Source organism: Ruegeria sp. SAZD013, from assembly GCF_059612525.1.
Window position 1 is genome coordinate 1 of sequence record NZ_JBXWQT010000015.1, and the last position, 14603, is coordinate 14603.

The following is a 14603-nucleotide window of genomic DNA, read 5'->3' on the forward strand; positions in this document are numbered from 1 at the left end:
TTTCAGCGCCTGTTGGGCGACGGAAGCCAATGGGGCCTGTCCCTGACCTGGATTGTTCAACCTTCTCCTGACGGGTTGGCGCAAGCCTATATTCTGGCAGAAGACTTTCTGGATGGTGCCCCCTCGGCCATGGTGCTGGGCGACAACATTTTCTTCGGGCACGGCCTGCCCGAGATCCTGCAATCGGCAGACGCCAAAGAGACGGGAGGCACCGTCTTCGGCTATCGGGTCGCTGATCCCGAACGCTACGGGGTCGTGGCCTATGACGAGGCTGGCGCCGTCACCCAGATTGTCGAGAAACCTCAAGTGCCGCCATCGAACTACGCCGTGACCGGGCTGTATTTTCTGGACGGCTCTGCCCCTGAACGGGCTCGCGCCGTAAAACCGTCTGCACGCGGCGAGCTTGAGATTGTCACCTTGCTTGAAATGTACCTTGAAGCCGGGTTGCTCAGCGTCAACCGCATGGGACGCGGTTATGCCTGGCTGGATACCGGAACCCATGCAAGCCTGCTGGACGCCGGAAACTTCGTGCGCACGCTTCAGGACAGGCAAGGCCTGCAAGCCGGATCACCCGACGAAATCGCCCATACGCTGGGCTGGATCAACGACCAGGACCTCGAAGCCCGCGCCCAAAGATTCGGCAAAAACGAATACGGCGAATACCTCAAAAACCTGCTCAACCATTAGACTAAGCCAGCGGCATCTGCTTCGGTAAGGCGATCCCAGAAACTTCATAAATTGAATTAAGCGGATTTTGTTCCTGATCCCGCAACTGAACATTATGGCTTTCACTGGCGGTAAGGTGTCTCGCGCGCTCTCCTGCGCTTGCCGGTGGATCGTCAATCATGATCTGTCGGACAAACCGGATCAAAACCAAACTGATCGGCATAAGAGAAGAGCCGCTAAACACTAACAGATCCTGTTCAATTTTCGTGGAGCGGTTCAGTCTTGCTTTGCCCAGTCACAGCCGGAATCCTGAAGATTGTTTAAGGTGTTGTCACATTAACTCCTGCGCACCAAGGAATACTGATGCTCGAACTTCAAGCGGCTCGAGTAGTGGCATTCCAGGCGTCAAATGCCTCGAGGCGGTGATATCGAATTGTTAAGGCTGAACGACGACGAGCGGGGGCACAGAAGCTACTCCGAATGGCTGAATGGGTGCCCACGAACCTCTGCGAACCTCCTGGGAACCGAAATCTCTGCATCGTCCGTTCCCGCTTTCGGAATGGGAGATGACTGTTTTCAGATCGATTATTCAAGCCCTTGTGCGACCAATGATCCAGACCCGGCGCGACTTCTCGCTTGGCAGCGCCATAGGAGCGCAATTTGTCCGTAATGATCCGCTCAGGATTGAAACCAAGACGCTTTTTCAGGCGGCGTAACAGCCGTTTTGCTGCCCGTTTGTCCCGTTTCGGCTGGAGTATTTCATCCAGAATAACGCCATGCTGATCGACCGCGCGCCAAAGCCAATATTTGCGACCAGAGAGTCTCACGACACCTTCATCCAGATGCCAGACATCACCTGAACGACCCTGTCTTTGACGCAAGTTTTGAGCTATCGTCGGCGCGAATTTGATGACCCAACGCCGGACAGTTTCGTAAGACGCATCGATCCCGCGCTGCAACATCAACTCTTCAACTTCCCGCAGGCTCAGATTGAAGCGAACGTACAGCAACACCGCGTGTGCGATGATCTGAGGAGGAAACCGATGGCGCTTGTAGGTGAGATTAGCGATGATTTCATCGATGTCACCTACGTCCAATTAAGGACATGAACAACCAAACGGCAAGTTAACGTGACATCACCGTGGCATGGTCCGGGAACAGGATATCCGGCTCGTGATTGTGTTCTTTGACAGCGCCGTGAACATGCCGGATGTCATGCGCCGTGATGACAGCCGTCAGATGGTTCTCTAAAGAATGGCCCATCCGTGATTTCCGACGGTTCTGAACACTCAGGGAAAAACTGATGAACCCGTCAACATCCGTATGCAACCAAACCATTTGTCAGAATGGCGGCGGCTGGCCCGGGAGGGTAAGCTGGTGTTGCCTGCGCTGCCGGAACCGGAGCCTGCGTTTGCGCCAATGGTTATCGAACCGTTAATGGACAGTGCGGAGTCCGCAGTTGAAGCAACAGACAGTCCGATTGAGATTGTCGTCGGCGATGTGGTGATCCGCTTGGATGAAGCCGTCCCGGCAAAACGGATTGCCGAGATTGCCCATGCACTGATTACTCGATCATGATCTTCCCGTCGAACCGGGTGCGGATTGTAGTGGCGACCAACCCTGTAGACTTCCGGAAAGGTCACAACGGGCTGGCGGCCTTGGTGAAGAACGAGTTGCGCAAGGAACCGTTTACCGGAACGGTGTTTGTGTTTCGCTCAAGACGCGCTGACAGACTGAAGCTGCTTTACTGGGACGGCACGGGTATGGTGATGACTTACAAGCGGTTGGAAGAGACGTAAGCGGCGGCTGGACCCCACCTATTCGCTTCCGTCGTGATGCTGGAATCCATACCCATTGTCGATTTGGGAATGGAGGAAGGTTTGGGAGTCCATAGAGCGCTCCATATGGAGTCCATTTGCGGATATGAGATTTTGGTCGGGCCCGCTGGAAAGCGGCACTGGCCGGATGAAGTGAAGGACCAGCTTGTCGCGGAGACCTATGTACCTGGTGTGACTGTGAACGAGGTCGCCAGGCGTGTCGGCATGAAGCCCAACCACCTTTCGTCGTGGCGGTGTTTGGCACGGGAGGGCAAACTTGTGGTGCCGGATCTTGCGGGAGCCGAGTTTGTACCGGCCGTTGTGGAGCCGGCCCCGGCGTCCGTTGAAGAGGATGCGAAGCCGCTAGCCGCGGTGGAAATCATTCACGGCGGAACCACAATCCGGCTGGAAGCTTCCGTGAGCCCGGACAGGATTGCCGGGATCGTGCGCGCCCTTGGGCGTGGATCATGATTTTCCCCTCGAACCGGGTGCGTATCCTGGTGGCGACAAAGCTGGTCGACTTCAGAAAAGGACATGATGGGCTGAGCGCCCTGGTCCAGTCCGTGTTGCGCAAGGACCCGTTCACCGGCACGGTTTTTGTGTTCCGGTCCAGACGAGCCGACCGGCTCAAATTGCTTTATTGGGATGGGTCCGGTCTTGTGATGGCCTACAAACGGCTGGAAGATACGACCTTCACTTGGCCTGCTATCAGGGATGGCGCGATGTCGCTGAACCATGCCCAGTTCGAAGCGCTGTTCTCGGGACTGGACTGGCGCAAGGTGAAGGCATTGGAGGCTCGTTCACCGGCTGCGGCAGAATGAATCAGGTGCCGGAAATGGCGGGCATCCGGAGCGGTCCCGGGCTATTCTCGGCCCATGCCTTCCACTGTCGCCATCGATCTTTCCGCGATCCCCGCCGACCAGCGTGATGCTGTCGCCGCGCTCCTGCGCGAAAGGGACGCGCTCAAGGAGATCAACAGACGCCTGGAGCACCTGGTCGCCGAGTTGAACCACGCGGTTCACGGCAAAAGGTCGGAGAAGCTCAGCGAAGACGAACGGCAACTGGCCTTCGAAGATCTCGAGACAGCCATCGCCGAGGTCGAAGAGAGCCAGGACACGCAGCTGTCCTCTGAAGGCAAAACCCGCCGTCCGGCGCGTCGCAATCGGGGCAACCTGCCGGAGGACCTTCCGCGCATCGAGCGTGTGATCGAGCCCCCCAGTCTTGAGTGTCCCTGCGGCTGCGGCGTGATGCACAATATTGGCGAGGATCGCACGGAGCGGCTGGACATCGTGCCCGCACACCCTCGAAGCCATTGCTGGCGGTCATCCGAAAAGCCGGATTGACAAACTTCTGCCGTGGAACTTCACGCCTGTAACCTGATACTCTGTGAGGCTCTGTTAGGTCTTTCTGCATAGGCCGAAAAAGTTGGCCCAATATCTTTGATCAGGCGTCGAGAAACTTCAAAAGCGCGATCTTTTCAAGCGTGACACACAGTATCGGATCATAGTCGAAACCTCGCCAGGTTTCGTGGTATCCGAGATGTAAATATAGGCCGAGCGCCCGCAAATTGTCGGCGGCTACTCGAATGGACGCCTCTCTGAAGCCTCGGTCACGGAACTGCACCTCTAACGCCAAAATAAGCGCAGAACCTATACCCTTTCCTTCGTACTCTGGCGCGACCCAGATATCGCTGATGTAATTATCAGCGTGCTCTGAAGCGCCGATTCCCGCCAAGGCTCCATCGGCTTCAGCCACAAGGATGTTCCCGCCTTGGTCTTTCAAGAACGGGACGAAAGGGTTTTCCTTCTCTATTCGGGATACAACCTCAGCCGAAACAAGAGGCATGATACCCTTTTTCCAGGAGGCCAAGCCAATGGCGGCAAGCTCATGGATTTCTTCCGGTCGAGCGGGTCGCACGCTTATCAACACGCACCTCACGAAGCAAAATTACCTTCTCAAGTTCTTGCCGAGGTTCCTTGATCCGTCAAGGTATTGCCCGCTCGATCAAAGCATCGCTGTCAAGGTGCCGTTGGGACAACGCTTACGAAGAGACGACCTTCACTTGACCTGCCATAAAGGACGGGTTGATGGCGCTCAATCACGCCCAGTTTACAACCGGCTGCTGAAGCGGCCTGCGCAGGATGTGCAGCTTACCTGCTGCTGGGCCCATGCACGACGCAAGTTGCATGAGGTCTCCCTATCCGGCACCACACCGATTGCCGATGAAGGACTGACGCAGATCACGGCCCTTTACCGGATCGAGAAGGATATCCGCGGCCAAAGCCCCAAGGCACGGTGGGAAGTCCGACAGGAACGATCAAAGCCGATTATCGCCACCTTCGAAGCTTGGCTAATCGCCAACCGTGCCCGCGTCTCGGCCAAATCGCCACTCGGAGAGGCCCTCAAATACATTGCCAAATACTGGGACGGCCTCTGCCAGTTCTTAGAAGACGGTCGCGTCGAATTGGACAACAATTCCGTCGAGCGCACCATCCGCCCAATCGCGCTCAACAGAAAGAACGCCCTCTTTGCCGGTCACGATGCCGGAGCACAAAACTGGGCGATACTCGCGTCGCTCATTGAAACTTGCAAGCTCAATGCTGTCGATCCCCATGCTTGGCTGACCGCAACGCTTCAAGCCATCGTCAATGGGCACAAGCAGTCTCGGATCAACGATCTTTTGCCATGGAATTATCCAAGAACCGTATGATCGGGGCTACGCTTACGGTTCGTCAAGAGACGCACTCGGCCAATGCTGGGGTTCAAGTCCTTCGCTTCAGCGGCAGCGACGCTCGGCGGAATCGAAGTGGCTCATATGATCCGCAAAGGTCAACTCACGCCCGGACTCTGTCCTTTCAAACAACTCGCTGAGTTGGCCACCAAACTCCGAAGCGATCACTGATGTAGCTCGTCGTCCTCTAAACTCTGCAACAGAACCCATGGAGAAACTGCGACAGCGGCAACTCGGACTGTTTGTTCACTGGAACCTGCGACAGGGTGGTTGAACAAGAAGAGCCGTATGTATCGAGAGATTCACGTACGGTTTTGTGAAGGCCTGTGGGTGAAATCCCCTCGGGTTACTCGATCAATCAGCTCAGCGGTTTCTGAAACAGAGCGACAATTTGGAACGTTTTCAAGGCGTCACGCTGATAGGCACGCAGCAATTCCGCAGGGGGTTCAAAATCTACCAGATCTCGCTGTTCGCGAAGTAGTCTAAATCCGACCTCTTTAAACCGGCTCAACAAATCATCTGCAGTGATCCTGTTTAAGGTATCAAACATGGCCACCAACGATTTCTTTTGTGGTTCGTCAATTTCCGAATTGTTTATGTCGTCATGTACATCGCTTGTTTGCGAGATCAGGTGCTCCCATTTCCCATAGCCGATTGCCCACAAATGGCTTCCCTCAGGAGCAAAATAGAGCGGTGAAATCTGAACGAAGAAATGACCACCTGGCTTGAGCAGTTTGTACAGATCTTCGAGCACGGAAGTATAGATTCTGTTGTTTACATGCTCAAAGACCGACCAGCTGTAAATTAGATCAAAAGGACCGCCATTTGGAGTTTCACCTGGCGCTATTTCCTGAAAGGTCAGCTGGCTGGGAACCTCTACCCCAAGATTCTGCTTCAAGAATGATGCACAGGCATTGGCTTCGCTGTTGATGTCGACACCATGAACATCTGCATCGAACAACAACGAAACACCCGCAGCTGACGTTCCTTCGCCGCAACCAAAGTCAAGAACCTTCTTTCCGGCCAGCCCTCCGGCTTCGCTCATCCATTGCCCGATAATTGTCGGAACAAGCGAGAACTTCGCTCGTTCCTGTTCGGATAAATGCGTTTCTGCAGCTTCCGCAATCTTTGATTTTTCTTCCAGAGTTAGTTCTACCATGAGACCGCCTCTCTCTGTGTTCTCATATTTTTATGCAAAGCCTGACCTGATCGTTTACCCGATTCAGCATTGGCGCATGAATGGTCGAAAAGTACTCGTCGGTTGCCTTTCGGGATCCCGACCAATGGCCGTAATCGTCGATAATCAGAACGCCGCCAGTCGCCAGTCGCGGGTACAGAACCTCCAGTTCAAAACGTGTGGATTCGTACCAATCTGTATCAAGACGCAATATCGAGATTTGCTCCGGTAAGTTATCTCTCAGCGTCTCCATCACGTCGCCTTTCACAAAGCGGGCATGTTGCGTTGAAAGGCCTGCAGCTCCGAAGTTTTTGGAAACTTGTTCCAGTGACGCGTAACACCACCCTTTCTCATCACCAAATTCTTCCATTAATGCAGACGCGCTGTCTCCATTAACGTCAACGTCTGCGTCAGTAGGTGCGGTCATCCCCTCAAAAGTGTCGTAGAGCCAAAGATCACGTGATGCTCCCAGCGCTTCGAAGGTCAGGCCAGCAAGAATTGCGCTGCCCCCCATCCAAGTGCCGCATTCAACAAAGTCGCCAACGACACCTGACGTATGCACATATTTGCAAGCGTTATGAAGCGCGAACATCGCGTCTTTTCCTGTCATTGTAAAATCACGCGATTTCAAAAAAAGATCGGTGAACTGTTCATCTTCGTCGATGTCTCTGATTGGGTAGTCCACCAGATTTGCATCATGCGTTTTGGAGTAAACAATTTTGCGCGGAGGGAGGCTCATAGATTTATCACCGGGGTTAGAGAAAAGTGATCAGGGGTTATCCAGCGTTTGCTTCAGCGGTTTCGAAAGGTGACGAAACGGGTCACAGTTGAAACAAGTCAGTATTCTTTCTCAGCCGCTCTTGATAGCCATCTTTGAATGGATCGGAAAAACGTTCCCGAAGATCAGCACTGTCCCGGTATATTTCCCGAGCCCCCTTGGGCACTATTGTTCCATCTTCGAATACACTATAGCACCACCACCCCGACGGGATTAATGGGTCAGAGAAACGGGCAACTTCACGCTCATACCACGCCCAGGGTTCGTAAACTTCATAGTTTTCTTGGGCGTATCTTTCCGTCATCGCGTTTCCGAGTGGACCAAGTTTGGTGAAATGGTAGAATCGCAACGGCACACCATTTATCAACAGGTTTCCGTCACCCGCGATGGACATTGTTCTTTTGCTGAGATTCCAACTGGCGACATTGTATCTCGGATCGCGCAAAACATTTACGCTGTCGAAATAGCAAGGTATCAGGTTGCACCATTTCTGGTCGACAAAAACACCGATGTCCAGTCGATCATAGCACCATGTATTTAATCGTTCCGTCCACCAATCAGTGAAGGCGCGTGCTTCTTCATCATTTCGGACTGCCAAGAAACCGAGATTGTAGGTGCCGTAGTGTAGAGACGTAATTTCATTGTCACGTATGGCAATTTCTTCGGTGTCAGGAATAATTTGGTGAGGCGTAAGAACAATCGACCAATCATCCAACAAATCGACAACGGGCTGCATCGAAGAAAACACAGCAATATCAGGATCGAAATAGAAAATTTTTTCCACACCAGACTGATCCATGATGTGCTTCAGCGCCTGTCCCTTAACGGCAGTGTAGGCTTCAACGATATTGTGCTTAAACAACCACGGCTCAGTGATTTCACCATACAAGTCCTCGACCGTCACCAATCGGTCGAAGTCTTCGTCCTGAATCGAAAATTCAAACCCTACCGGCGCACGGTCTGTAAACACAGCCCAAATAACCCAATCCGGGCGCTGACGCCTGAGGGAACTCGCCAGAACACCGGCACGGTTAAGATAACTAAATGAAAAACTCGTATAAGTGTGTACAGTCATTTAGCTCTCGTTTCTTGAAGATGAGGAATGGCCATATCACTGATTTCCGAAGTCAGTACCTCTGCGGTGCGGCGCTGCCGAGCGTCGTCGACAAGCTTTTCACAGGCATCACTTTTTGCCCATGACAACAGATCGGCGCTGCTGTTCAACACAACCCCACGACCATTCGATTTGACCAGCTTTGCAACATTGCCAGACTTTTCATGAGTCACGACAAATGCTGAACTTGCCAGCGCCTCAGCTGTTGTCAGCGAGAACGTTTCCGGCCACGGCGCAAAATGCAGTACAAGATCAATACCGGCAGCCGCCAAAGCCCGTGTCATTGCACCAGATGTCTGGCTGGCCGTTACGTCCACCTCGTGTTTAACAACGCTGAGAGCCACGTCCATCCTGCCGAAATAGTGGAACTCAAACTTTGGGTTCAAAGCTTCGGATTCCACTAACGCTTTGAAGTCTTCCCAACCTTTGTGCGCCAGAGGCACACCCACAAATGCTATTCTGATCGGACCACGTTTTCCAGAACCAACTATAGGTAAGGGCGTCGGGCGTGGGTCACTTTTGATGACCATGTGTGGTTGTACAATCAGGTCCTGCAGTTTGTACCCGCTGGACTTAACCCACATATCAGCCGCGACCTGAGAAGGTGCTATACCAGTCACCTGGATGCGATCGAAAAAGCCCCGAAACCGCTGCATGTGCTCGGCGCGCGTCTGTCCAAAAACGCAGATGGTACATCCCTGCGATCCCAGATCAGGAGCGTCGCAGTAGCTAAGGTTGTTTCGAAGCAGCATATAGCTTTGGCAAGCCGCAAAGTAATCATGAAACCAAAAGTGCGCTTTGCCGTCACAACTTGCCTCGATCAATTGCGCGACTGCTTCGGGAGAGTGCCCAAGAAGATGATGAATAACGCAATTGAAAGATTGTCCTGCAGCGGCTCGCACAGTGGTCGCTACAATCAGGTCGGCGTATCTTGCCACTCCAATACACTCGCCATTTAAAACTAAACGAAAAACAGCGTTTTCTGTTTCGACATCTGGCAACAAGGCATTGCATGTCCTGACAGGATGAATGTTCAGATATTCCATTCCTGCTGCATCTGCTCGTTCTGCTTCAATTTGAATGCAAATCTGTGTGCCACCTGTTACTTCGCGATAGTTGTCGTGGCCAATCCCCAAAACTATCTGATCTCGGCCCGCAGCCAATGCGTCAGCAATCTTGGACGCATCAAGCACGGGTTCGATGTTCTTTGGCAACGGCGCCAAAACAGCTTCTGAACCATTCGCGCCGACGGCATCAAAATCTTTTACACGATGCCCCCCAGTCAAACCAAACGCGCCAGATACAGCCACTGGAACGTCACTTAACACCCCTTGCAGATCCGCCAACCTGTCCAAAGCTTGTTGCGGTAGATCTGAGGAATTGATGATATTTCGTGTGCCTCGACGATGCTTTTTGTTTGTTCGAAAATACAGCGCCCATGGCAGTTTCCGAACCCGTTTAGCCAGGCGAACAACATATTGATTGTCTTCTTTCCATGTCTCGAGCAAAGGCAGCAACTCGGTGAGTTCGGATTTCAAAGGAGATTGAAGGGTGGCCAACTGCGCACTCAAAGTTTTTATGTCATCCTTTAGTTTACAGGTTGTGGCCTTAAGCTTACGCAGCTTCTGTGCCACATCACATGGCGTAGCTGGCACCTCCATCAGAGGGGCAGAGTGCAATGCAGGCAGTGTTGATCGGAGATACTGCGGTTGCTGCAAAAGCAATAAGACAAGATCGTCGAGTGTAACGATCTCCGGTAAACGGTGCTTCTGAACGCGCTCTTGAAACACGTCCAGCTTTTCCTTAGGCAGGAACAACAGCCCGCATTCACTCCCGCCTGCAAAGATATCTTCGTTTGACCCGAAGAAATTATCCGACCGAAAAGCAGGCGTATTGAGACCAAAACTCTTGTAACCTTGTTCTGCCATGTGCTTGAGCACTGGCGCGCCGCTGGACAGGTCCAGCACTTCACAGAAAACAACAGGTCGGCTATGCGAAAGTAGTTTTGACGCGCCCCGCAGCGCACTCAGTTCGCCACCTTCCAGATCCAACTTGATGAAGGCAACTTCTCCCTTCACATCATCATCCAGGCTAACCATTGTCAGCGACCCGCTTTCGTCAGAGGCCGTAACCCGGGTTCCGCCCGCGTTTTCCTCAAAGCGCTCAGAGATTTGCCCCTTGCCTGACTGTTCGCCAAGTGCGACGGATCGCACATTAATGTTGGAAAATTCAGCAGCCTCAGCGTTCAGCTTCAAAACTCTTCTGTTTGCATCGAAGGGTTCAAAGCTGATGACTTGGCCATTTGGACCAACCCGGTCGGAAAAGGCACGGGAGTGTGTGCCGTAACATGCACCGCCATCGACAACTGTGTCATCGGCGTCGATAAAATCACACAAGATATCCAGCTCGGACTGAGCCCACTCACCGTAGGTGCGTAGTGAGTCTGATATCGTATCCCTCACATTGGGAAAGTGAATAGTACCATACCGCGTTGTTACCGACGAACTTGACTGTTCGGGCACGTCTAGTGCGTGATCATTCATCAACTGCTCCTTAGCGGCGGTCGGAAATTTCGCCCGAACTATCGCGGATTTGATACCACTTCAACACGTGTCAGTCTGGCTTCCTCAACTTAGGTGATTACCTGCTCGTGCAACCTAACAATCGACCAAGGGCTCGGAGTCGCTTTTTTCGGCAGCAATTGACAATCGAAGCGTTGAGCGGGCAGGTCCAAGAATAGAGTCCAGATTTTTGGCATAGTATTTCTCAGGTTTTAAGCTGACGGGGTCTTTCTTCACAGCCGCCGGATATATAACGAGAATAGGACAATGGTCGATATAGCGGCTTGGGGTCACAGGATTTGCTCTGCCTCCTGAATATTGGATCGTCTTAGGCTGGAGTTTTCCGCTAGATTTGCCTTGGCTGGGAGAGGAGCGGATGGCGATGAAAGCATCCAAATTCACGGACGCGCAAAAGGCGTTCATTATCAAGCAAGGCGAAGAAGGAACACCTGTTGCTGAGATCTGTCGGAAGGCCGGGATCAGCCAGGCAACATACTTCAATTGGAAGAAGAAGTATGCCGGGATGTTGCCGACGGACATGAAGAAGCTGCGTGAGTTGGAAGACGAGAACAGGCGGCTGAAGAAGATCGTCGCAGACTTGTCGCTGGACAAAGAGATGCTTCAGGATGTCATCAAGCGAAAGCTCTGAGGCCTGCTCGCAAGAGAACGCTGGTCGACGAGATCAGAGCTGATTGGCGGGTATCGATCCGGAGGGCCTGTGGGCTTATCCGGTTCGATCCGCGGACATATCGGCACAAGTTTCGTCGACGCGACCAGGCCGCGTTAGAACAGCGGATCAAGGAGATTTGTGAGACTCGTGTGCGGTTTGGCTATCGGCGCGTCCATGTGCTTCTGCTCCGGGATGGTTGGGAGATTAATGCGAAGAAGACGTATCGTGTTTACAAGGAGTTGGGTATGCAGTTGCGCAATAAAACCCCAAAACGCCGTGTGAAGGCAAAGCTTCGCGAAGACCGCAAACAGGCCGTGAATCCGAATGATGTTTGGGCAATGGACTTCGTGCATGATCAGCTGGCCACAGGTCGCAAGATGCGCATCCTGACAGTCGTCGACACATTCTCCCGCTACGTTCCTGTGCTGGACGCCCGGTTCAGCTACAAAGGCGAAGATGTCGTAGCGACTTTGGACCGCATTTGCCGCAAGACAGGTTATCCCAAGACGATCAGGGTCGATAATGGCAGCGAATTTGTCTCTCGGGACATGGACCTTTGGGCTTACCAGCGGGGTGTCACCATGGACTTCTCAAGGCCAGGAAAACCCACTGACAATGCTTACATCGAGGCGTTCAACAGCAAACTCCGATCCGAATGTCTGAACGCACATTGGTTCATGGGCCTTGCGGATACGGCCGAAAAGTTGGAGGCTTGGCGTAGAGACTACAACGAAGAAAGACCGCACAGCGCCATTGGGAATAACGTTCCAGCAGCGCTCATGAAATTGCCAGACGCATCCAGCCCGTCTGTGTGATCAAAGGGCGGAAAATCTAACCCCAAGCGGGGACACTTCCGGTAGCACAGCACAGACCCGCAAACTCTCGTTATGAATGAGGGAGCCTCAGAGGGCAGGTCAGATTTCAATAGACATCAGCGCCGCTCTTGCACAATGAAAAAAGATGAGCGCACTCCTGAATGGTAGAAGTGTTCACGGTTCAATCTGGTGGCCACAGATTTTCTAGGCCTGGATTACCGCCCCGCAGCGGCCGGCCTCCACGAAGCAAAAAAGTCGCAGGTTACCTTACGCTATTCATTGGCACCGGATGCCCTGTTAAAATAGAGATCTGTTTCAGGAATGCGCTTGTCCAACATTGGCAAACGTTCCTGGTTTAAATTCTGCGTTTTTCGAGGCTTGCCACATTAAGGACAACTTAATCGAGCAGCTTTGGTGCGAGAATGGTCATCGAAATTCAAGGCTCTCTTATGGCTAGAACAACCTTTGTACCAACCCCTCCGTCAAGCTCGCCAGTCAGTTCGATACAAAGTGGTGTCGCCTATGGAGATGGAAACCCGTCTACAGTGACCGTGATAACCTATGCCTTTGGAACCGATACTGGCTCCCAAGCATGGACAGAAGCACACAAAGACGAGTTTCGTGCTGCTCTCGCTAAAATAGAAGAAGTGGCAAACATTTCATTCGTCGAAACAACCGACACCGCCAACGCTGACTTAGTGGAAGTTATCGGTTCGAGTACTTTTTTTGGTGACCCCCGAACCCTTGGGTTTCACTATTCACCGTTCAATGGCCCATCGCTTGGCGCATACAATACCGCATATTGGAAGGCCAATTTCGGCCTTGGCGGCAACGGTGATCCGGGTGGATATTTCTTTACCACACTGATTCATGAATTGGGTCACGCACTGGGGTTGGGGCACCCCCACGACACCGGACTGAGCACAACGATAATGAGTGGCGTGACATCGGCGTTCAATTCTTTTGGCGCAGGAACCCTCAACCAGGGTGTCTACACTGTCATGTCGTATAACGACGGCTGGACGTCCATGAACGGGTCTCTGTTTGACAGGGCAACCTATGGCGGTTCCACCGGATTCGGTGCGCTCGATATTGCTGCTTTGCAGGCTATGTACGGCGCGAACACTACTTACAACGCTGGTAATAATACCTATGTTCTGCCTTCAGTTAATGTTGCGGGAACCGGATACCAGGCGATTTGGGACGCAGGCGGGGTTGATACCCTTCAACATATTGGCAGTTCGAATGCCCGGATAGATTTAACGCCCGCGACGCTTGACTACAGCGACACGGGTGGCGGTGTCGTCTCTTTCGTAGCAGGTATCCACGGCGGTTTCACAATTGCGCATGGCGTAATCATCGAGAACGCATCCGGCGGGTCGGGAAATGACGCCATAAGAGGCAACTCCGCTCAGAATACTTTGTGGGGAAACGGCGGGAACGACGCCATAACATCGGTATCCAATGGAACCAACGATAATTGGATCTATGCGGGTTCTGGCGACGACACAATTTTTTTAGCAGTAGGCTCGGGGGCTGACCAGGCTTTCGGCGAGCAGGGTAATGATGTGGCGGTTGTAGAGGTGAATGGTGGCTCATTTTTCGGAGGGGGCGGAATAGATACCGTTAGGTTCAACAGAGCTATTAGTACCTACCTGTTCTTCGACAATGGGGTATCATACGAGTTTCTTGATGTCGTCGCGCGGGTTTCATTTGCGATTGCCAGCGATGTAGAGCTCATTCAGTTCCAGGGCGGATCGCAGCAATACACCCAGAACAATATTCAGGCTGCGATGCAGCTGACGGATATCGACAATCAGGGCACGACACTCAAACACGCAGATCAGGGTATATACGTTCTGGACGCTGGCGGCGCAAACCTCGCTTTGATCAGGAACGGTCAGGTTATCGGCGACAGTTCGATATCAGGCTGGCAGGCCGTTCAAGCTGAAGCATCGGGCAATAGTTATCGAATCCTATGGCAAAACGTGAACGGGTCTTTTGGTGAATGGATCACTGATGGCTCGGGCCAGTATATTAGCAGCAAAGATCTCCCAAATGTTGCGAGTGTCGAGACATTCTACAACGTTGATCTCAACAATGATGGTACGATTGGCCATGTAACAACGACGATCGAAACCGACGGATCCACAACGCTCATTTATTCGACACAGAACGGGTACCAGATCAATGGCAACATCAACCTAACTCGCAACGGAGCAAACGCCGGGCCTAACAGCTATCCCGGATGGCAAGCCATACATGCCGAGGCGG

General features: G+C 52.7%; 14 protein-coding genes and 2 pseudogenes. 9 read left to right on the plus strand and 7 right to left on the minus strand.

All coding sequences use genetic code 11. From position 1 onward, the window contains the following. A partial coding sequence (locus AC2FLU_RS04120) for a sugar nucleotidyltransferase (RefSeq protein ID WP_496808901.1) occupies positions 1-687 on the plus strand: 687 nt, incomplete at its 5' end. A gap of 353 nt (positions 688-1040) precedes the next feature. On the opposite strand, the gene AC2FLU_RS04125 is transcribed toward AC2FLU_RS04120, so the two are convergent. Further along, positions 1041-1736, minus strand: a complete 696-nt coding sequence (locus tag AC2FLU_RS04125) for an IS6 family transposase (protein ID WP_496808903.1) — start codon at positions 1734-1736, stop codon at positions 1041-1043. A 55-nt stretch (positions 1737-1791) separates the two neighbouring features. Continuing rightward, the gene (locus tag AC2FLU_RS04130; RefSeq protein ID WP_496808900.1) at positions 1792-2004 is read right to left on the minus strand and encodes a type II restriction endonuclease; all 213 of its coding nucleotides are present in this window, start codon (positions 2002-2004) and stop codon (positions 1792-1794) included. A 39-nt stretch (positions 2005-2043) separates the two neighbouring features. Between AC2FLU_RS04130 and AC2FLU_RS04135 the strand changes: the two genes are divergently transcribed. From AC2FLU_RS04135 to AC2FLU_RS04155, 5 genes and pseudogenes are all read left to right on the plus strand, one after another. Beyond that, positions 2044-2244, plus strand: a complete 201-nt coding sequence (locus AC2FLU_RS04135) for a hypothetical protein (RefSeq protein ID WP_496811874.1) — start codon at positions 2044-2046, stop codon at positions 2242-2244. Next, entirely contained in the window at positions 2241-2465 is a 225-nt protein-coding gene (tnpB, locus tag AC2FLU_RS04140) for an IS66 family insertion sequence element accessory protein TnpB (RefSeq protein ID WP_496808899.1), read from the plus strand. Before AC2FLU_RS04135 ends, tnpB (AC2FLU_RS04140) begins: the two co-directional genes overlap by 4 nt. A 105-nt stretch (positions 2466-2570) precedes the next feature. Further along, complete coding sequence (tnpA, locus tag AC2FLU_RS04145) at positions 2571-2954, plus strand: IS66-like element accessory protein TnpA (RefSeq protein ID WP_496808898.1); 384 nt, start codon at positions 2571-2573, stop codon at positions 2952-2954. Beyond that, entirely contained in the window at positions 2951-3304 is a 354-nt protein-coding gene (tnpB, locus tag AC2FLU_RS04150) for an IS66 family insertion sequence element accessory protein TnpB (protein WP_496808897.1), read from the plus strand. Before tnpA ends, tnpB (AC2FLU_RS04150) begins: the two co-directional genes overlap by 4 nt. Positions 3305-3358: 54 nt before the next feature. Then, a pseudogene (locus tag AC2FLU_RS04155) lies at positions 3359-3790 on the plus strand (IS66 family transposase); the annotation flags it as partial. Positions 3791-3926: 136 nt separating this feature from the next. Here the strand turns inward: AC2FLU_RS04155 and AC2FLU_RS04160 are convergent. Further along, positions 3927-4328 (minus strand): GNAT family N-acetyltransferase, encoded by a 402-nt coding sequence (locus AC2FLU_RS04160; RefSeq protein WP_496808896.1) that lies wholly within the window; start codon positions 4326-4328, stop codon positions 3927-3929. A 265-nt stretch (positions 4329-4593) separates the two neighbouring features. Here AC2FLU_RS04160 and tnpC point away from each other — a divergent pair. Beyond that, a pseudogene (gene tnpC, locus AC2FLU_RS04165) lies at positions 4594-5193 on the plus strand (IS66 family transposase); the annotation flags it as partial. A gap of 379 nt (positions 5194-5572) precedes the next feature. Here the strand turns inward: tnpC and AC2FLU_RS04170 are convergent. The 4 genes from AC2FLU_RS04170 to AC2FLU_RS04185 all read right to left on the minus strand — a co-directional run bounded on the left by AC2FLU_RS04170 (position 5573) and on the right by AC2FLU_RS04185 (position 10826). Beyond that, positions 5573-6373, minus strand: coding sequence for a class I SAM-dependent methyltransferase (locus AC2FLU_RS04170; protein ID WP_496811875.1), 801 nt, complete (start codon positions 6371-6373; stop codon positions 5573-5575). A gap of 22 nt (positions 6374-6395) precedes the next feature. Next, the gene (locus tag AC2FLU_RS04175; protein ID WP_496808894.1) at positions 6396-7130 is read right to left on the minus strand and encodes a TylF/MycF/NovP-related O-methyltransferase; all 735 of its coding nucleotides are present in this window, start codon (positions 7128-7130) and stop codon (positions 6396-6398) included. 82 nt (positions 7131-7212) lie between these two features. Then, positions 7213-8244, minus strand: coding sequence for a hypothetical protein (locus AC2FLU_RS04180; RefSeq protein ID WP_496808893.1), 1032 nt, complete (start codon positions 8242-8244; stop codon positions 7213-7215). After that, positions 8241-10826, minus strand: coding sequence for an FkbM family methyltransferase (locus AC2FLU_RS04185; RefSeq protein ID WP_496808892.1), 2586 nt, complete (start codon positions 10824-10826; stop codon positions 8241-8243). Before AC2FLU_RS04185 ends, AC2FLU_RS04180 begins: the two co-directional genes overlap by 4 nt. Before the next feature lie 400 nt (positions 10827-11226). On the opposite strand from AC2FLU_RS04185, the gene AC2FLU_RS04190 reads away from it, so the two are divergent. Continuing rightward, positions 11227-12329, plus strand: a protein-coding gene (locus AC2FLU_RS04190) for an IS3 family transposase (protein ID WP_496811876.1) whose coding sequence is annotated in 2 segments (ribosomal slippage) — positions 11227-11488 and positions 11488-12329 — 1104 coding nt in all. Because the reading frame shifts where the segments join, the coding sequence is not laid out codon by codon here. Positions 12330-12751: 422 nt separating this feature from the next. After that, positions 12752-14603, plus strand: a 1852-nt coding sequence (locus AC2FLU_RS04195) for a M10 family metallopeptidase C-terminal domain-containing protein (RefSeq protein ID WP_496811877.1), incomplete at its 3' end; no start/stop codon positions are given.